General features: G+C 47.4%; 15 protein-coding genes. 11 read left to right on the forward strand and 4 right to left on the reverse strand.

Annotated elements, in window-relative coordinates; translation table 11 throughout:
* The first annotated feature begins 125 nt into the window (after positions 1–125).
* The 4 genes from FIU82_RS18375 to FIU82_RS18390 all read left to right on the forward strand — a co-directional run bounded on the left by FIU82_RS18375 (position 126) and on the right by FIU82_RS18390 (position 8568).
* The gene (locus tag FIU82_RS18375) at positions 126–3299 is read left to right on the forward strand and encodes a glycosyl hydrolase family 18 protein (protein WP_152441892.1); all 3174 of its coding nucleotides are present in this window, start codon (positions 126–128) and stop codon (positions 3297–3299) included.
* An 82-nt stretch (positions 3300–3381) separates the two neighbouring features.
* Entirely contained in the window at positions 3382–4980 is a 1599-nt protein-coding gene (locus tag FIU82_RS18380; RefSeq protein ID WP_152441938.1) for a lytic polysaccharide monooxygenase, read from the forward strand.
* Positions 4981–5092: 112 nt separating this feature from the next.
* On the forward strand, positions 5093–7708 hold the full coding sequence (locus FIU82_RS18385; RefSeq protein WP_053909608.1) for a glycosyl hydrolase family 18 protein: 2616 nt from the start codon (positions 5093–5095) through the stop codon (positions 7706–7708).
* Between the two features lie 101 nt (positions 7709–7809).
* Positions 7810–8568 (forward strand): ABC transporter substrate-binding protein, encoded by a 759-nt coding sequence (locus FIU82_RS18390; RefSeq protein ID WP_172972761.1) that lies wholly within the window; start codon positions 7810–7812, stop codon positions 8566–8568.
* Positions 8569–8578: 10 nt separating this feature from the next.
* Here the strand turns inward: FIU82_RS18390 and FIU82_RS18395 are convergent, their stop codons facing one another.
* Positions 8579–9880 carry an NAD(P)/FAD-dependent oxidoreductase gene (locus FIU82_RS18395; protein WP_138509237.1) on the reverse strand — a complete coding sequence of 434 codons (1302 nt, stop codon included), beginning with the start codon at positions 9878–9880 and terminating at the stop codon, positions 8579–8581.
* 213 nt (positions 9881–10093) lie between these two features.
* Between FIU82_RS18395 and FIU82_RS18400 the strand changes: the two genes are divergently transcribed.
* Positions 10094–11296, forward strand: coding sequence for an anhydro-N-acetylmuramic acid kinase (locus tag FIU82_RS18400; RefSeq protein WP_152441894.1), 1203 nt, complete (start codon positions 10094–10096; stop codon positions 11294–11296).
* On the opposite strand, the gene FIU82_RS18405 is transcribed toward FIU82_RS18400, so the two are convergent.
* Positions 11279–11776, reverse strand: a complete 498-nt coding sequence (locus FIU82_RS18405) for a hypothetical protein (protein WP_152441895.1) — start codon at positions 11774–11776, stop codon at positions 11279–11281. The genes FIU82_RS18400 and FIU82_RS18405 overlap by 18 nt on opposite strands.
* A 295-nt stretch (positions 11777–12071) precedes the next feature.
* On the opposite strand from FIU82_RS18405, the gene FIU82_RS18410 reads away from it, so the two are divergent.
* The 6 genes from FIU82_RS18410 (at position 12072) to FIU82_RS18430 (ending at position 17205) form a co-directional block, all read left to right on the forward strand.
* Complete coding sequence (locus FIU82_RS18410) at positions 12072–12932, forward strand: hypothetical protein (protein ID WP_152441896.1); 861 nt, start codon at positions 12072–12074, stop codon at positions 12930–12932.
* Positions 12932–13054, forward strand: a complete 123-nt coding sequence (locus FIU82_RS18810) for a hypothetical protein (RefSeq protein WP_301539936.1) — start codon at positions 12932–12934, stop codon at positions 13052–13054. The genes FIU82_RS18410 and FIU82_RS18810 overlap by 1 nt, the downstream gene beginning before the upstream one ends.
* Positions 13055–13185: 131 nt before the next feature.
* Complete coding sequence (locus FIU82_RS18415) at positions 13186–13626, forward strand: hypothetical protein (protein WP_172972762.1); 441 nt, start codon at positions 13186–13188, stop codon at positions 13624–13626.
* Positions 13627–13893: 267 nt separating this feature from the next.
* Positions 13894–15828, forward strand: a complete 1935-nt coding sequence (locus tag FIU82_RS18420) for a hypothetical protein (RefSeq protein ID WP_152441898.1) — start codon at positions 13894–13896, stop codon at positions 15826–15828.
* A gap of 61 nt (positions 15829–15889) precedes the next feature.
* The gene (locus FIU82_RS18425; protein ID WP_152441899.1) at positions 15890–16750 is read left to right on the forward strand and encodes a hypothetical protein; all 861 of its coding nucleotides are present in this window, start codon (positions 15890–15892) and stop codon (positions 16748–16750) included.
* A complete protein-coding gene (locus tag FIU82_RS18430) occupies positions 16750–17205 on the forward strand; it encodes a hypothetical protein (protein WP_152441900.1) in 456 nt (151 codons plus the stop codon). The genes FIU82_RS18425 and FIU82_RS18430 overlap by 1 nt, the downstream gene beginning before the upstream one ends.
* A gap of 155 nt (positions 17206–17360) precedes the next feature.
* Here the strand turns inward: FIU82_RS18430 and FIU82_RS18435 are convergent, their stop codons facing one another.
* Together FIU82_RS18435 and FIU82_RS18440 are read right to left on the reverse strand one after the other, a co-directional pair.
* Positions 17361–17723, reverse strand: a complete 363-nt coding sequence (locus FIU82_RS18435) for a hypothetical protein (RefSeq protein WP_152441901.1) — start codon at positions 17721–17723, stop codon at positions 17361–17363.
* Between the two features lie 189 nt (positions 17724–17912).
* The gene (locus FIU82_RS18440) at positions 17913–18989 is read right to left on the reverse strand and encodes a TonB family protein (protein ID WP_152441902.1); all 1077 of its coding nucleotides are present in this window, start codon (positions 18987–18989) and stop codon (positions 17913–17915) included.
* Positions 18990–19185: the final 196 nt, after the last annotated feature.

A 19185-nucleotide genomic window follows, 5' to 3' on the forward strand; every position in this document is an offset into this window, starting at 1 on the left:
ACTAAAACGTCTAAAAAGTGGTCGACTATTGCTTGAAGAGCCGGATAGGTGTGATAAGTTTTAAAAGCATTGTAAATATATTGTTATAAAAATAACGCAACAAACCTTACGTCGTGGAGAACAAAATGAGTAAACAAAGTATGCGCGAAAGCGGCTTTAAACGCAGCGCCCTGGCGATGTGTTTTGCCAGCTTAGGTATGAGCAGCGCCAGTGCTTTTGCTGTTGATTGCAGCAATTTAGCCCAGTGGCAAAGTGGTGACGCTTACGTTGGCGGAAGCCAAGTCCAGGCCCAAAACAGTGCCTATGAGGCGAACTGGTGGACGCAAACGAATCCTGTGGAGAATTCTGGACAATGGCAAGACTGGACTCTTTTGGGTGTTTGTGACAGCGCTGTCAACCAGGCGCCAGAGGTCACCTCGTTGAGCCCCGCTGCAGGCAGTCAATTTGCTGAAAATGACAGCGTTATCATCGAGGCGTCAGCCAGTGATAGTGATGGTCAAGTTAGCCAGGTAGAATTCTTCGTTAATAATCAATCTATCGCGGTTGATGCCACCGCGCCCTTTAGCACTACGTGGCAAGCTGTAGCCGGCGACGCGACCATAAGCGCTGTGGCTACAGACGATCAGGGCGCGCTATCTACAGCTCTTGCTAATGCTGTTAGCGTAAGCGGCGGCACCCCCGTGAATGAAGCGCCAAGCGCAAGCATTCAAATTGCTAATCTGCCCACGCAAGTGATGGTGGGAGATAGCTTGAACTTTACCCTCAGCGGCACAGACAGCGATGGCCAAGTCACCGCGCTGACATTCAGTGAGAATGGCACCCAAGTGCTGAGTTCAGCAAACGCCAGTGAAGCTTACACTTGGCAGGCTCCAGCAACGGGGCAATTTGAATTCGTACTCAATGTGACTGACGATCAAGGGGCCACGGGGACGGCCACTCAAGTGATCAACGTGGTAGATGTGTCTGAGCCAGGAACTGGCGTTGACGCTTGTCGCCCAGCAGGTTTATACCAAACGCCGGGAGTGAACACGCCGTATTGTACTATTTATGATCAAGACGGCCGTGAGCTCATGGGCCCAGATCACCCACGTCGTATCATTGGTTACTTTACCAGTTGGCGTAATGGCGCCAATGAGCAACCTAGTTATTTAGTTGACGATATTCCATGGGATAAAATTACCCATATTAACTATGCCTTCGCACACGTTGATGCCAACAATAAGTTGTCCATTGGTAACCCCAGTGCCCCAGGCAATCCAGCAACCAACATGGAATGGCCAGGTGAACCGGGCGCTGAAATGGACCCAAGCCTGCCGTACAAAGGTCACTTCAACCTACTTAACAAGTACAAGAAACAATACCCAGACGTGAAGACGCTGATCTCTGTTGGTGGCTGGGCTGAAACTGGCGGTTATTTTGACGAAAATGGCAATCGCGTCAATAGCGGTGGCTTCTACACTATGACCACCAATGCTGATGGCTCAATTAATCACGCAGGTATTGCCGCGTTCGCACAAAGTGCGGTTGAATTTATTCGTACCTACGATTTCGATGGTGTGGATATTGACTACGAATACCCATCGTCAATGAAGGACTCTGGTCACCCAGATGACTTTGCTATCTCCAACCCTTTGCGCGCTAGTCTCAATGCATCTTACAAAGAATTGATGAAGGTGTTACGTGAAGAGCTTGATAAAGCGGGTGAACAAGATGGTCAGCACTATATGCTTACGATTGCTTCACCGTCATCGGGTTACCTACTGCGGGGTATGGAGACCTTCCAGGTCACTAAATACCTCGATTACGTCAACATTATGTCTTACGACTTGCACGGCGCGTGGAACTCTCATGTCGGGCACAATGCGGCATTGTACGACACCGGTGAAGACTCGGAGTTGGCGCAATGGAATGTATACAGCACCAAGGAGTTCGAAGGCATTGGCTATTTGAACACCGATTGGGCGGTACGCTATTTCCGTGGCGCGCTAGCGGCAGGGCGTATCAATATTGGTATTCCTTATTACACCCGTGGTTTTAAAGACGTACAAGGTGGCACCAATGGATTGTGGGGCCAGGCGGCGCTGCCGAACCAAAGCGAGTGTCCAGCAGGCACGGGCGTTGGCGAGCAAAACAAATGCGGTAACGGTGCCATTGGCATTGATAACCTTTGGCACGATAAAGATGCCAATGGCGAAGAAATGCCAGCAGGCTCTAACCCTCTTTGGCATGCCAAGAACTTAGAAAACGGCATTTACCCAAGCTATGGCGCAACCTATGGCCTAACGCCACAAACCGATCCAGACGATCAGCTGATTGGCACCTACACGCGTCATTATGACAACGTGGCCGTTGCGCCATGGTTATGGAATGCCGATAAGAATGTGTTCTTGTCTATGGAAGACGAGGAATCAATGGCCACTAAAGTGCAATACGTTATAGACCAAGGCATTGGTGGCATTATGTTCTGGGAATTGGCGGGTGACTATGATTATGACCAGGCCAAAGGCGAGTACTTCATGGGCTCAACGCTCACTACCCTTGCTTATAATCAGTTTAATCAAAGCGGCGTGCCGTACAGCATTGACCAAGGCAATACTAATTTTGTAGTGCCAACAGAAGCGGTTGATGTGAGCTTTGAAGCCAAGGACTTCCCGGTCGGTGATGACAACTACCCGATTGCTCCAACCTTTGCTTTCACTAACAACTCAAACATTGATTTAAGTGGTGCCAAGATTTCTTTCGATGTGCCAGTGGCGACCTCTGCCATTTTCAAGTCTAACTGGAACGCACAAGAGAAATTGGGCATGGCGGTCGACGTCAATGGCTCGAATGCAGCAGGTAACAATATCGGTGGTTTTGAGAATGAGTTCCACCGTTTCTCAATCACGTTGACCAACGAATGGGGCGGGCAAGAGAAAGCCTTTGCTCCAGGTGACACGGTGAATGCGCAGGTAATGTATTACATGCCTATTACCGGTCCTGCAAACTTTACCATCGAGAAAAATGGCAAAACCTATGCCTTTAAATCGCAATACCCGCACCTTCCTGATGCCCAGCCAGGAACAGGCGGCGGCGACACTGGCGGTGGCAATGGCAGCGGCGATGGTACTTGTGAAGGCACCGCGATTGCCGATATCCCCGTTTATCCTAACTGGCCACAAAGTGACTACGCCGGCAACCCTAGCCATGCAGCGGGTGGCGACTTAATGGTCAACGGTAATGCTGTCTATAAGGCGAAGTGGTGGACTTCTGCTGAGCCGGGTAGCAGCGCCGATTGGGATCAGGTCTGTAGCCTGTAACTCGCCATCTTAGACTTGAGGCGGCCCCATGCCCTCCCTGCAAGGGCTGCCTCGGGTCTCTTTTGTCAACGAGGACATTGATATGAGAACACCACAAGCGAAATTATTATCACTGGCTGTGTCAGCGCTAGCCGTTGGTGCTGCGCTCAGCGCCAGCCAAGCTTATGCCCACGGTTATATGGATAGCCCGAAGGCCCGCCAAGCTATTTGTCAGGCTCAGGGCGGTTATTGGTGGCCAGAAGATGGTTCCAACATTCCTAACTTGGCGTGTCGCGCAGCCTATTTGGAATCAGGGCACTTTCAGTTTATTCAAGAACATGAATTTGCCGTTAACACCGCTGATTACTACAACCAAGCAGCGGTTGAGGCCAGCGTTCCCGATGGCACCTTGTGCGCCGCTGGAGACACCAACAAGCGCGGTATGAATTTACCTTCACCGCATTGGCAACGCAGTGACGTGACCCCCAATGCTAATGGCGAGATTAAGGTGCGCTTTCGTGCGACCACTCCACATAACCCCAGCTTTTGGAAGTTTTACCTAAGCAAACCCGGGTTTGATGGCGCCACGCAAACACTTGCCTGGAGCGATCTAGAGCTGGTGCAAGAAGTGGGCAATATCGACTTTATAAAGGACGCTGAGGGGCATCGCTACTATGAAATGAATGTCGCTATTCCCGCTGAGCGCCAAGGTGATGCCATCTTGTACACACGCTGGCAGCGTGATGACGCAGCTGGAGAGGGGTTTTACAACTGTAGTGACATCACCATAGTGCGTGATGGCGGACCCAGTGATCCCAGCCAGTGGCAAAGCATTGGTTACTACTTGCAACAAGGTCAAACACCGGCGGTGGGTGATTCTATTTGGGTGCGGCTATTTGACGAGAGCGGTCAAGAGCTAGTTAACCAAATGTTTGCCGTCAGCGCCGATAACCAAGCAAGGTGGCGGCAAGACCTCGCGGCTATGCTTAATCTCGACTACAGCCAATATATGCAAATTGGTTTGCAAGACCAGCAAGGTCAAGTGGTCTACCAAAGCGGCGACCCGCTGGTGAATCAGGTATACACCACCAATGCCAACTACAGCTATAGCTTAAGTGTGCAACAGGCACCAGGCAATAGTGCGCCCACTGTGGTCAAGCCTGATGACATTACCTTGGCTGAAGGACAATCCAGTGTCGTTCATGTGCATGCTTTTGACGATGAGCAAAGTACTCTGAACTATAGCTGGGATGTGCCAGCACCACTGACTATGAGCAGTGAGGGTGCCAACCTAACGATCACCGCTGCGAATGTCGATACCGATACCCCGTACACCATTACTGTCACTGTCTCAGATGGTGAACTCAGTACCAGCCAAAGTTTTGTTGTCACCGTTACCGATACCAGCACTAACCCTGACCCAAGTTACCCTGCGTGGCAGGCCAGTGCTACTTATGTAGCGGGCGACAAGGTGAGCTACAACGCCAGCGACTATGAGGCGAAGTGGTGGAATCAAGGTGAACAACCCGATCAATCCTCGGCATGGCAAACGCTGAGTAAAGATGCTGGCAGCGCACAATGGGATAGTCAGCGCGCTTATGAAAGTGGCGCGACGGTGCTCTATCAAGGGCAACAATACCAAGCCAAGTGGTGGACTCAAGGGGATACCCCGGGTCAGGCCTCCGTTTGGCAAGCACTTTAAGCAGTAAAGAAATGGCGATGATGGACACACGGAGGCGCCTAAATCGCCGCTAGTCGGGCAAGTACCTATGCGTCGTGCTTAGCCTTTAATAAGACAACAAGAAGAGAAAGATATGAAATTAACTCAATTAACCGCAGCGATTACGCTGGCCATGGCATCGGGTGTCGCCGTTGCCGCGCCTTCGACACCGAGCTTAAACTGGGAGCCACAAGAGTACTCCTTTGTTGAAGTAGATTTAGAAGGCACAGGTGGCTATAAATCTTTGGTACGTCGCCAAGACCAAGTTAACATCAACATCGAGTGGAATGCCTGGAGTGGTGATGGCGGTGACAACTATAAAGTGTATTTTGATGACCAAGTTGTGAACTCTGGTGCACTGCCTGCGGGCACTAAAAGTGGCGTGATCACTTTCCCGTATGACAAGGCTGGCCGTCATACCTTGTATGTTGAATTGTGTGAAGGCACCGTGTGCGCGCGCAGTGATGGCAAGCCCATCGTCATTGCCGATACCGATGGCGCGCATCTAGCACCGTTACCGATGGATTATGATCCTAACAACAAAGACTATGGCTTAAAGCAAGGCATGGTTACAGGGGCCTACTTTGTAGAGTGGGGCATTTATGGTCGTGACTATGATGTCACTAACATGCCAGCACAAAACCTTAGCCACATTTTATACGGCTTTATTCCGATTTGTGGCCCGAATGACTCACTGACTGGCGGGCCAAAGCGTGCGCTTGATACCGCTTGTCAGGGTTCACAAGACTTTGAAGTGGTTATTCACGATCCGTGGGCGGCAGTGCAAAAAGCCCTACCGGGTGTCAGTGCAGATGACCCTATTCGTGGTACTTATGCACAGTTAATGGCGCTGAAGCAGCGTTATCCAGATCTGAAAATCGTGCCTTCAGTGGGGGGATGGACACTCTCTGATCCGTTCTACTATTTCACCGATAAAGCCAACCGCGATACCTTTGTGGCATCGATGAAAGAGTTCCTTAAAACGTGGAAGTTCTATGACGGCGTTGATATTGATTGGGAATTCCCAGGGGGCGATGGTGCTAACCCGAACCTTGGCGACCCAACCACCGATGGCGCTACTTACATTGCGTTGATGCGTGAGTTACGCGTCATGCTCGATGAGCTGGAAGCGGAAACAGGCCGCCAGTATGAGCTGACTTCAGCCATCGGTGCTGGTTACGACAAGATTGAAGATGTTGACTATGCTACCGCAGCGCAGTACATGGATTACATCTTTGCCATGACCTATGACTTCTATGGGGCTTGGAGCAATGTGACCGGACACCAAACAGCCGTTTATTGTGGCGAACACTTCCGCCCGGGTCAATGTGACGGCTCCGGCACTGATGAAAACGGCCAGCCTTATAAAGGCCCGGCTTACACCATGGATAACGCCATTCAGCTGTTGCTAGCGCAAAACGTGCCCTCGCAAAAAATAGTGGCGGGTGTGGCTATGTATGGTCGTGGTTGGGAAGGCGTGTATCCTGAAAACGCGAGTACTGCAGGCAACCCGATGACCGCATCTGGTAATGGACCGCTTAAAGGCACCACAGCACAAGGTGTATGGGAAGATGGAGTCATTGATTATAAAGGCGTAAAAGCCAATATGCTCGGTGCTAACTTCCAAGGTATTAACGGTTTTGAAGCGGGTTATGACGCGCAAGCTCAAGCGGCTTATGTGTGGAACCGCAGCAGCGGTAAGCTGATCACTTTAGACACCCCGCAAACAGTAATGGCCAAAGGTCAATACGTGCAACAGCATAACCTCGGTGGTTTGTTCGCATGGGAAATTGATGCCGATAATGGCGATATTCTTAATGCTATGCATGAAGGTTTAGGTGATGTACCGCCGGCCAACCAACGCCCTGTGCTCAGTGTAGACAGCAGTGTCACAGTGCAAAGCGGTGGCTCAGTGTCAGTTACTGCCTCAGCCACTGACGGTGATAATGACCCTCTCAGCTTTAGCTGGCAGGCTGATAGCGCGCTAAGCGTGAGCGGTGCAAACTCAGCGACCTTAGTGATCAATGCGCCGCAAGTAAGCCAAGACACGCAGTACAGTGCGACTGTTTCGGTTTCTGATGGCAAAGACACGGTCAGTAAAGTGGTTAGTGTTAATGTTGTAGCGGATGGCAGCGGCAGCAACACAGCACCTGTGGTTGATGCTATCGCTGATGCCAGTATGGAAGAGGGCGCAAGCCTAGCCGTTAACGTGGTTGCCAGCGATGCTGACAATGACGCTTTGACCTACAGCTGGGACGTACCAGCCGGGTTAACGCTTTCTGGCAGCGGTGCCAGTGCGACACTGAGCGCGGACCCTGTGGATGCGGATACTAGCTATACCGTCACGGTGACAGTCAGTGATGGCCAAGCCAGCAGCAGCCAGAGCTTTGTTGTTACGGTGACCGATTCAGGCGCCACCACACCGGGTGACACCTGGGATGCACAAGCTGTGTATACCGGTGGTGATACCGTGATCTATGGCGGTGTTGAGTACCGTGCTAAATGGTGGACTCAAGGCGACCAACCTGACTTGGGTGGTCCTTGGGAGCCAGTATCAGCACCCACAGACGGTAACGGCGACCTAGTTTGGAGTGCCTCGTCTATCTACAACACCGGTGATGTTGTGTCTTATAACGGCGCACGTTTTGAAGCTAAGTGGTGGACAAAAGGTGAAGAGCCTGGTGTTGCCGCTGTGTGGAACCAGCTATAAATAAGATTCCTACTTGAGAGACCAAGGGCAACGAAAGTTGCCCTTTTTCATGTTCGCCACCATACTCAAGGATACTTAAGGTTGTTTCCACAGAGATGTGCGTGGGCAAATTTCTGCTTATTATTTTACTTTTCTCTAGCACCGCGTTTGGCCAGTGCACAAACCCTATTCGAGTTGGCGTAAACAGCGAGTGGCCGCCTTATATTTCGATTGAGAATGACCATATCAGCGGCTTAGACATGGCCATCATTACTTTATTACTTGAAAGTATGGGCCGTTGTTTTGACTACGTGCGTTTACCCAGTGCCGGGCGGTCTATGAACGAGCTGCGCGCTGGGCGAATTGACTTGCTCAGTGGAGTGAGTTTCGCCGCTTATCGCCAAGATATCGGCCAATTTAGCGCACCTTATCGGCAAGAAATCGTGCGTTTGGTTGTGAGCGAGCGGGTGCAAGCATCTGCTTTGGCCGATTTACAGGCTATGCTACAAAGTGGCCTAACGCTGGTGTACACGCCAGGCGCTTATTATGGTGAAGAAGTGGAAACGCTGGTGCAACAAAGCCGTTATCAACAGCAAATTCAAACCGTGAGTGAGCCGGTGAAGCGTTACTTAATGCTTAAAGCGGGCCGTGCTGATGTCACCATAGAGGATGAGCAGGTCGCCAAGCATTTATTGAGCGAGTATGGCGGCGCGCAACTGGTGCTGCACCCCAAGGTAGTCTCGGCACAACCCATTCATTTTCTGATTAGCCATCAGCTGAGTAACACAGGCTTTATGCGCGAGCTCAACCAAGCCATTGAAGCGCAGCAACAGGCTATCACGGCGTTATTGCAAAACCAGCTTGGTGCCGCGCACCCCTAAACTTGATGCTTCAGTGCAACTTCATCTTCGGTCGTACCACCCGCGTTATTTTTTCACTTATCCATAAGGCTATCATCTTTAATGTGCCATGCACTGCTTGTTGATGCATGCGATACAAGCTCATGTACATCCATCTCGCCAGTTTACCTTCGATAAACACATTGCTATTTAAATTACCCATGAGGTTCCCGACCGCGCTAAAGCGCGCTAAATTGACCAGTGAACCATGGTCTTTATAGTGAAAAGGACGCAGCGCCTGACCTTTATATTGACGTTTAATATTAGCAAGTACATTGCTGGCCATTTGGTGCGCAGACTGTGCTCGCGGCGGCACAAAACTGCCATCTGGCTGCTCAAAGGCGCAACTATCGCCAATCACAAAAAGCGTGTCATCGCCGCGCACCTGTAAGTACTGATTAACCAAAATTTGGTTGTTTTTATTAAGCTCAAAAGTATTTAAGTCGCGTAAGAAGTCGGGCGCTTTTACACCGGCGGCCCATACCTTTATATCGCAATCCAAACGTTCATCGCCGACATCAATACCGTGTTCGTCGATGCCTTTTACCATTTGTCCAAGGTGCAACTGTACGCCAATTTTTTGCAGCTCTTTGCTGGCTTTGATTGCGATTTTATCTGGCAGAGCCGGTAAGATGCGTGGGCTTGCTTCCAATAAATGAATTTTTAAACGTTCTTTGGAGACTTTATTAAGACCATAGGCTTTGAGCAAATTGGTAACATGGTAAAGCTCGGCGGAGAGTTCCACACCGGTTGCGCCAGCGCCGATAATCGCCACATTAAGCGCACTTTTATCGCTTTCGCCTTGCTGCAAACGGGTAAAACTGTCCAATAAGGTATGTTGAAAGTGCTCCGCTCCTTTGACCGAGTCTAAAAAGAAGCAATGCTCTTGCGCCCCAGGGGTATTGAAATCGTTACTGACACTGCCAATGGCAATTACCAGCTTGTCGTAGCTGAGAGTACGCTCGGGGAGAATAGCGTTGCCGCGTTCGTCGCGAAGCGGGGCTAAGGTAATGTGTTTACTATCGCGGTCTAGGCCGCAGAAGGTGCCAAGCTGGAATTGAAAATGATGCTTGGCGGCATGGGCGGAGTACACCACGCCATCTAAACTGGCGTCAAGAGAGCCCGTCGCGACTTCGTGCAGCAGCGGCTTCCATATATGGGTGCGATTTCTATCAATGAGTACAATTTCAGCGCGGCCTTTTTTGCCTAGAGACTTTCCTAGACCGGTTGCCAGCTCGAGTCCGCCAGCACCACCGCCAATAACAATTATACGCTCCACAGAGTCTTGGTTCATGGTTTATTCCTCAAAAATTGCATACCCAAATGCACGCCCAGTACCACTTAAATGCACTTGGGTATCATTAACCCAGGGGCTAACTGCTTGTTTTTGAGGATTTCCAACTCCTAGCTTACGCCTATCGCGCGGCAATGTCATCCGCAGCGTAAAGATTGAATGATGATAATAAACAGGCTATTTTGTTGCCATAAATTATTCCATGGAACCCTTATGCACCCACACATTCATGCCCTATATGAGCTCAGTGCCAAGCCGCAGCGTACGATTGTCGGCCTGATGAGCGGCACATCAATGGATGGGTTGGATGTGGCCTTGTGCCGGGTCAGCGGTGCGGGACGTGATACCCGTATTGAGGTTGAGCACTTCACCACCTGTGCTTACCCGAAAGAGTATTCGCAACGACTGCGTCAAGTGTTCGCCAAGCGCGATATCGATTTACAACACCTTACCTTATTAAATGCGTGGGTGGGGCGCTTGCATGGCCAGTTGGTCAAGCAGTGTTTAGCACAGTGGCAGGTCAGTGCGGATGAGGTCGATGCGATTGCCAGTCACGGGCAAACCGTGTATCACTGCCCTAAAGCTCAACATGGTTTGGATGGTTACCCTAATGCCACCTTACAAATTGGCGATGGCTGCCATGTTGCCTGCACCAGCGGTATTTTGACTATCAGTGATTTTCGCCAAAAGCATATCGCCGCAGGCGGTGAAGGTGCGCCTTTGGCCGCGTATGGCGATTACCTATACTTTGCTAGCACCGATGAGCATCGGGTGTTGTTAAATTTAGGGGGCATTGCCAATATTACCTTGCTGCCCAAGGCCGGGGAGCTGAGCGATACGCTATGTGCTGATCTTGGCCCCGGCAATACCATGCTCGATGCCTATGTGCAGCGCTATTTTGCGCCACGACAATTCGATGAAAATAGCACCCTGGCGCGGCAGGGGCAGGTGCATGAGCCTCTTCTGGCGAAGCTTTCAAAGCACCCTTTTTTGCACGCCGCCATGCCCAAAACCACGGGGCCGGAAGTATTTAATCTTGCCTATTTAGCACAGTGCCAAGCTGCACTCGGAGAAACGCACCTAGCTCATGAAGATGTGCTGGCAACCTTATGTGAGTTTGCGGCTTATCAAGTAGGAACGCAGTTAGCACGGTTGGCGAAATCCCACGGTCTGCTGCATGTCTATGCCAGTGGCGGCGGTGTGCACAACCCTTTGCTAATGGCGCGCATTGCCTATTTCAGTGGTGAACAGGTGCGGCTAGATTCCCTGACACAGCTGGGCATGAACCCCGACGCCAAAGAGGCGGTGTTGTTTGCCTTACTCGCCAATGAAACCCTTGCCGGTCAGCCAGCTAAAGCAGCGACCATAGAGGGGATGCCGCAAATCTCTATGGGTAAATTAAGCTTTCCCGACTGACGCCGTGCTGCGCCAAAGGCGTTGACAATACTGGCCGAGGCGTTGGCGCAAGCCGGTGCAATTCACCATTTGTGGCGAGCTTAATTGCGCTTGCGGATGAATATGCACGGTGTATTGCGCGCTTTCTTTTACGGTGTTGTGCAGGCCATGTAGCGTAAGTTGCAACTGTGCATGTTCATAATCACACTCACTTTGCATCGTGGTATGCGCGCAGAGGGTTAATGCCACCATACCGCTGTCGATATCTTTGTAATGCAATGGCTGATGCGCCAAAAGTTGGGCATCACGTTGCTGTGCAAAGGTGATACTTGCCTGCAGCGCATCGCCTTGCTGCGCACTGCTGGGCAATCGACATAGCAATTGCACAGGCACACCCACACCGCCCAGAGTGGTTGGCCGGGCAGCCAAAGTTTCGAAATCTGATAATAACCCTTCGCTTCGCAATGCGAACACAGCGAGAGGGGAGCGATACTGCGCCATATCCTGCTTAATATTGATAATTTGCGCACAATTATGCCGCAGTTAAATGACAGTTTTATGACTTGATAGAAAGTGATGGCGATTTTTTCTACACCGCTTGATAAGAGCAGGCCCTTTGTTTTTATTGCTCTTTGCGATATGTTTATCGCGTATTAACATGCAAAGGGAAGACAGCTAAGTGAGCTGTCACTCAATGGAATGAACTCTTCTCAGCCAGCAATATGTGCTCGGTCAATGACTTACGCTCGATCCATTGTTATTTCCGCAAAAATATAATTAAAAAACAAGGAAGATTATGAGTTGGTACCCAGACGATAAAACATGGCTAAAAGCACGTAAAGCACAGTGGAAAGAAGTGAAAGAGTCACTAAATGAAATGGGTTTTTATTCGCCACAAGATATTAAGTTAATAAAAGAATACTTTCTTTATGGCCCGGATAAAGAACCTATGAGAACGGTGAATAACGATGGAGGTATTCAACGAAAAATATCCTATATGGGTATGGTTGCTATATGGCTATATCCATCATTCGATAAAGAATCTATTATTAAAGAATTACATAAATTTAGGTCAACCGTCCAATATCAAGATGGTTCCATTATGCAATATGACACTGGGGCTAACCGTGTATTAGAGTTTTGTGATCGAGATTACGCGACTCATAAAAGTGCCTCTGATGGCAGGGATACCAGCTTATTTCAGGGTAAAGAACAATTACTGGCCGAATTATTATTACCCGCTTCGGTAGAGGATGAATCTTGGTTTGCATATCATCGCAACATGAAAGACTTTGAGGGGTTGAATGATGAATGCGAGAGAAGTTTTAGATTTATCATTAATAGGCTTTCATCATACTTTAGCAAACACATGGAAAACCCTAATCCAAATTTTATTTATCGCTATCGCCTCTCTTACTGTATTAGTGCACTCAAACACTTTAAAGGCAGTGAATTTGGGTCGCAACTATTAAAAGAAAATTTAGTGGCCTTTTTTGCTGCTCTTGATAAGTTCGCAGCGTCCCCCGACAAGTATCCGCAGTGCTTTGTGGAAACGGCGCAAGAGTTTACTCGTTTATTCAATGAAGCAGACTTGCCCGATTCAGTGCATGCTTTACTCGCCCCTTATATTAAAGCCGCCAAGGAGAGTGCTGACTAATGGAAAATGTCATAGTGGTTGTTGCAAGCTTCGCTAATGAAGCGGACTTAGCACGGTTTTGTTTTTATATCGACTTTGAAACACGTCCTGGTTTTGAGGACGAGGCGCCAGAACACGAGTAGCTAAAGCTTTACAAAAATTTTACAAAGAAACTTAACCTCCTTTAAAGTTGAAATTAATAAATGTGTTAATTGGAGTAGTGTGCCGCTAGCTGGGCAGCAGGCACTTATTAAATACGTAAATTCATAGGTATATGATGAAACAACTGATTACCTTTATTTGTATGGTTTTTACTTTTTCTTGTACTGAAGCTTTAAGTAATGATGACAAACCGTATGTCAGCCTTGATGTTATAGAAATGAATGTTGAAAAGCTTAATGGCAATTTGTTTCGTTGGCTTAAGTTTCATCCTGATAGCGAATTCCCTTGTTTAAGGTTAGAGATTTTGGAAGCTGGTAGCAATGCGCTTATCAAACGAAAGAATATCTGTAATGTGTACGATGAAGCTTTAAAAGTTACACATGATTTTAAAAAGTTATCATTTGTAGATATCTACAACTTGAGTACTGGCGCGCAGACTCTAAAGTTTGATTTAGAGCTCTCTTTGTTGAGTCAGAATGTAGTTAATATGAGCTGTTTTATTAAGATTGAAAATACTGACTTTTCTCCACTTAACTGTCATCGCTTAGAGTGAATGAGGGCGTTCAGAGTTCTGTGTTAGTTAATTTTTTCTAAACATCTAATACATTACCTATGCTATCCCAAGTTTAAACTTACAGTCACCGATTAAAAGCGAGTTTCCACTTCGCCTAAGTTGAGATATGCATAATTAGAGTTTTCAGTCATTAAGAAAGGAATTTAAAAGAAGATTTGCTTGATGGTTTAAAGGGTAACTCGTTTTTCAAGTTGTAGATTTTGAACAAATAATTAAAGGTGGATAAATGAAATTAAAGGTGGATAAGTGAAATTGTATTATAGTGATCAGTTGGGCTATGCTTTTCATGATGGCTCTGTATTGAAGTCTTCGCTTTTAGACAACTGTTTATTCAGAAAAGAAAATAATGATTGGATTTTGAATGGTTACTCCACGGAAAGGTTTTTTTTAAAAAATATAAATTTAGATGACGAAAATATAGAAGTTTTTAGTGAGCAAGGGAAGTATTCATATGGAAGCTCAATAGCTAAATTAGATACGATCAACCCTAACAGCCTAATAGCTGTAAGGGGTCAAAATGTAGTCTACTACGGTGATGATAATGGAGTTAATAGCAAAGTCATATCTGAGTCACAAGGTTGCATTTCTTCATATGAAGGTCAATTTTTAGGGGTTTATGTATCCGATAAAGGTATATATTTTCAGGGTAGAAGAGCTAATAGCAGCTTCCAGAAAAGAGACTTCAATCTTGAGCTGATTTGGAAATATGATTTGGCTAGGTCAGAAGCAATTTCTTTAACCCCTACTCATTATCGAAGATGTATTATTTACGTTATCCCTAGCAAAAGAGGTCGTCCTAACCAGACAAAAATCTTATTTCTTAATGATGATGTTGGCAAGGAGGAATGGGTTGCGTCGTATCCTTTTAAAGCTCAAGATTATGCTTTAAGCAAAGGGCGCATACTTATAGCTGCTTTGGAAGGTTTCTATGTGCTAGATTTTAAGAAAAAGGAAATTTTGCACAGTTGGAAGGTCGATTATAAAGGAGGAGGGGGGAGTGGCCTCAATACACATAATGTTAATATCTACCATGATGAAGGTAGAATATTTATGTGCCATTCACCGCTGGGCGTGTTGTATATATTCGATTTATACGACTACTCAATGATTAAAGAGGTTTCTTTGCCTCAGGGTATTCATATAGATAGCTTCATGGGTAAGGATGAGACCAGTGGTTTGTATTACTTTCACGCCAGTCAGCCAAAAAAAGAAGTAGGTAATACCTTCTTGCTTGAACTAGACCCAAATAATTTGGATGCGCCAATAGAGTTTGAACCCACTCCTGATATTTCCTCGCGCTTTGTTGCGGCTGAAGGCACGCCGGAGCAATGTGAACTACATATAGATATCACCACAGAATCGCTTGATGATGCTATTCGTTTTGGTGAAATTACGGTACGTAAGCTGGCCATGCAACACAGTCTGAGCTTATTACGCAGCGGCCCTTGTTTAGCTGAGCAAGGTTTAAAACCGGATGAGCGTTTTAATGGCACTATTCGCTTAGTACTGCACGATGTGCAAGGTGATACAGCTCAAATTGACGAGTACCTCGCCACACTCAAACAGCGCGTGGATGAATGGGCGGCAGGCTTTGATACCTTAGTTGGCTGGTTTAAAAACCCCGACACGGGAGGCTATATTCGCACTCAGGTATTCCCTCGACGTGCGGGGCAGCCCAAGCAAGTGCGTATTCTTCCAAAAGGAAACCCCTTTGCAGAGCATGAGCTTGATGACTTTGTTTCTGATTTAGAAAGTGGCTCGCTGAAATTGGACAACAAACATTACGTTGCACGGCTGACCGAGCTAACAGAGACGATAACTAGTGAGCAAAGTAGCCCTCAAGACATGGCAACGGCCACCTATTTTCAAGGAACACTGGCTTATATTAACAATGATGAGCAAGCCGCGTTGGAACACTATTTTACAGCCGCTCAGCAAGGGTGCTTTACTGGGGTACTAAGTTATATGGACTTAGGTGGCACTCCACAGCCAGGGCAACCGTTATTCACTTTAGTAGCTGCTTACAATCTAATAGGTCAGGACGCGTGGAGCGCACAAGAGGACATTGATGCAAGTATAAAGCGTTTAACGGATAGCGAACGACACGAGCTGGATAACGCTGCACAAGCGATTGTTGATGACTGGCAACGTAATGACGTTAAGAGTTTTAACTTGGTATAAGGCTATAAGAAATGGCCCTAGTATTAACTAAAAAAATAGACAATAAAAAACAAGGAAGACAATGAGTTGGTATCCAGACGATAAAACATGGCTAAAAACACGTAAAGCACAGTGGAAAGAAGTGAAAGAGTCGCTTCAAAAAATAGGCCTCTATGCCCCTCAGGACGTTAAGTTAATAAAAGAGTATTTCCTGTACGGGCCGGATAAGGAGCCACTGAGAACGGTGAATAACTACGGTGAAGTGCGCCGCAAAGTGCGTCATGTTGGTATGATAGTGGTTTGGCTTCATCCCTCTTTTGAGCGCTCGTATATTATTGAAGAGCTTGATAAATATGAACCGGGTACACGACACCCAGACGACAATGTTAAAGACTACTACGACGGGGGAGAGCGAGTATTAGAATTTTGTGATCGAGATTATGCAACTCATAAAAGTGCCACAGGTGAGGGGGTCACTAGCTTTTTTCAAGGTAAAGAGCAGTTACTGGCCGGATTATTATTACCCAGCTCGGTAGAGGATGAGTCTTGGTTTAAAAATAGGTTAAAAGATGGAGACGAAGACAGGCTTAAAGCTAAATGTGAGAGAAGTTTTAGAATGGCAATTAATAGGCTTTCATCATACTTTAGCAAACACATGGAAAACCCTAATCCAAATTTTATTTATCGCTATCGCCTCTCTTACTGTATTAGTGCACTCAAAAACTTTAAAGGCAGTGAATTTGAGGCGCAACCATTAAAAGAAAATTTAGTGACTTTCTTTGCTGCTATTGATAAGTTCACAGCGTCCCCCGACAAATATCCGCAGTGCTTTGTGGAGACGGCGCAAGAGTTTACCCGTTTATTCAATGAAGCAGACTTGCCTGATTCAGTACATACTTTACTCGCCCCTTATATTAAAGCCGCCAAGGAGGGTGCTGACTAATGGAAAATGTCGTAGTGGTTGTTGCAAGCTTCGCTAATGAAGCGGACTTAGCACGGTTTTGTTTTTATATCGACTTTGAAACACGCCCTGATTTTGAGGACGAGGTGCCAGAACACGAGCAGCCATTATTTGCATTGTGTGAAGAGTTATCAATGCCGTACGAAAAAATACTTGAGGGTCTGCAAATTCAGTATGATTTTTTAAACATGCCTGAACCTAATGAGCAGCTAGCAGCCATGGGCGCTCTTGCCACAGCGCTGAATGCTAAAGCGTTTGCGTGCACCTGGCGAGATGAATATGACGTCGGTGCAGGGGTATTAAAGGCAGGAGCATACGAGCCTATAGCCGGTGAGCCAACCGATAATCAAGATAAAAACATTGCCAAGCGCTTAAAAAAACAAAGCCTGGATGAGGTGGCTGCTTACCTAATAGAGCAGCAGCTAAAAAACAGCTAACCCCAAGCACATCATCATAAACGCAGTGGGTGTCGACTGACTGCGTTTTTGTTGTGTGAGCCATAAAAAAAAGCCGAACGAGTCGGCTTTTGCACATTCACGAAGTGTCCATTCAATGAACGAGGTACCTGCAACCGTGTGACGGTTGCTGTTAACTATCGGCCGTCTTCAAATGACGCCGTAGCTGAAACTTTGCTCCACGAGCCGTTACTGTAAAGAATGGTTGCTTCGGCTGTATATGGGCGGAAAGCACGAATTTCAAAAGAGCACGACGTGCCTGAGGTGCTGCACGATGAGGCCGCGTTAGACCAAATAACACTGTCGATTTGTGAACCGTTCCCTACCACGCGAAAAACGGCGGTGCTTGATGTCGCACCATAAACCAGTGCGAAACAACGGTTAGGTGTAAATTGGTCGTATGCCTGAGTATCGACATAACATTCCATGCTGTCGGCGCTTGCTTGGGCGCTAAATAGTCCACCAATCAGTAGAGCGGCTGATGCAATAAGTGTTTTCATTGTTCTCTCCATTTGAATCATTCCACGGGCTCTACAACTGCTTATACTCCTGTAAGCCATCGATATTGCCTTTGATTAAGGCAGTGGAATTACCCTATAAGAGAACAAACAAAAAATAAACACTAAATTAACATTTGTTTCTAAATTAAGTAAAAAGTAGGAGGCCCTGATATTCACAGGGCCGAGTGATTAGCCTATTTTGAAATCAAGCTGGACCGAGGTTTTTGCTTTAACAGCTTGATTATTTTCAAACTTTGGTGCGTATCGCCACTGTTTTACAGCATTAACAGCCGCTCTTTCAAACGCCGCACTGCCGTCGGAGTCCAGTACACTGATATCTTCAACGAAGCCGCTCTCGTTCACGGTGAATTCCATTTGTACCCAGCCTTCGCGGCGTTGGCGCACGGCGATAGCGGGGTAGCGCGGAGGAGTGCGATACAATGGGGTTTGCTCTTGATTCTTCGCCCACGGACGCATCTTTGCGATGGCAACACAATGCTTAGTGGCTTGCTCGGATTCACCTTCTTGCTCATACAGTGCGACGAGCTGCGAATGAGCTTGCAGCTCAGCAGGGTGGTCGAAACTAAAGTTATCATCAAAAATATTGACCACTTTGTTAAAACGCTCAATGGCCGTATGTCGACGCCCTCGGGCTTTGTCTACCGCACCTAACAGCATGGTGACATTAATTATTTCGACCGTGTCATCGGCGATATGCGCTTGATAGTATGCTTCGGCTTCGTTGAGGTACACTGCTGCCGCACGGCCTTTATCAAAGTCCAAGCGGCGAAAGTAAATTTCGGCACCGTCTACTTTTAAATCGGCGACCAATTTAGGTTTTTGTTGCTGCTTTGCAATATCTATCGCACGTTCGATGGCCTTCTCAACGGTGTGTGCCTTATCCGCGCTTTTGGCGATGCCCATTAACGGGTCGATAAGGCTTAGCGGATCTGGGGTAGGCTGCTGCTCTAATATCGTCAACGCCTGTTTATAAAGGGTCGCGCGTTGCTGCGCATTAGTGGGTGAAGGAGCCATCGCGTTGGCGTAGTTAATGGCTAACTTAGCAACAGCTGGCGATGTTTCACCAAAGGTGCTCAGGCCTACCTCATAGGCGGTTTGTGCATGCTGCTGCACATTCTCACCAGTGTGCAGTGCTTGCTCAAAGGCGTCATAGGCGGCATCGAAATCAGGTGTGGGTGCGGCGGCACTCATCCAAGGTGAGCCTAGTAAAGCCAATAGGCCGATATTGAGAGACTTTTTTAACATCTTACACTCCTTTGTTTTGCGGCTATTTTATCTGACCCTATTTTTAGTGCAACAAAAGATAGGCTCAGCATTGCTCAAGCGCGCTTTTGAAAAATCTTCACTGAGTGTGTGTAGTGCTTGCTGGTACAAAGCCATTTATTTTCACTGCTTCAGCTTAATTTGTTGATTTTTAAAGATTTAAATAGTTGGTGCTGTT

The sequence above is a fragment of the Pseudoalteromonas sp. THAF3 genome, from assembly GCF_009363775.1.
In the GTDB taxonomy this organism is placed as follows: Bacteria; Pseudomonadota; Gammaproteobacteria; order Enterobacterales; family Alteromonadaceae; genus Pseudoalteromonas; species Pseudoalteromonas ruthenica.

Bases quoted from the DNA above. Each gene is read 5' to 3' on its own strand.
- FIU82_RS18375 (WP_152441892.1), top strand. From the start codon at position 126: ATGAGTAAACAAAGTATGCGCGAAAGCGGCTTTAAACGCAGCGCCCTG.
- FIU82_RS18380 (WP_152441938.1), top strand. From the start codon at position 3,382: ATGAGAACACCACAAGCGAAATTATTATCACTGGCTGTGTCAGCGCTA.
- FIU82_RS18385 (WP_053909608.1), top strand. From the start codon at position 5,093: ATGAAATTAACTCAATTAACCGCAGCGATTACGCTGGCCATGGCATCG.
- FIU82_RS18395 (WP_138509237.1), bottom strand. From the start codon at position 9,880: ATGAACCAAGACTCTGTGGAGCGTATAATTGTTATTGGCGGTGGTGCT.
- FIU82_RS18400 (WP_152441894.1), top strand. From the start codon at position 10,094: ATGCACCCACACATTCATGCCCTATATGAGCTCAGTGCCAAGCCGCAG.
- FIU82_RS18405 (WP_152441895.1), bottom strand. From the start codon at position 11,776: ATGGCGCAGTATCGCTCCCCTCTCGCTGTGTTCGCATTGCGAAGCGAA.
- FIU82_RS18410 (WP_152441896.1), top strand. From the start codon at position 12,072: ATGAGTTGGTACCCAGACGATAAAACATGGCTAAAAGCACGTAAAGCA.
- FIU82_RS18810 (WP_301539936.1), top strand. From the start codon at position 12,932: ATGGAAAATGTCATAGTGGTTGTTGCAAGCTTCGCTAATGAAGCGGAC.
- FIU82_RS18415 (WP_172972762.1), top strand. From the start codon at position 13,186: ATGATGAAACAACTGATTACCTTTATTTGTATGGTTTTTACTTTTTCT.
- FIU82_RS18425 (WP_152441899.1), top strand. From the start codon at position 15,890: ATGAGTTGGTATCCAGACGATAAAACATGGCTAAAAACACGTAAAGCA.
- FIU82_RS18430 (WP_152441900.1), top strand. From the start codon at position 16,750: ATGGAAAATGTCGTAGTGGTTGTTGCAAGCTTCGCTAATGAAGCGGAC.
- FIU82_RS18435 (WP_152441901.1), bottom strand. From the start codon at position 17,723: ATGAAAACACTTATTGCATCAGCCGCTCTACTGATTGGTGGACTATTT.
- FIU82_RS18440 (WP_152441902.1), bottom strand. From the start codon at position 18,989: ATGTTAAAAAAGTCTCTCAATATCGGCCTATTGGCTTTACTAGGCTCA.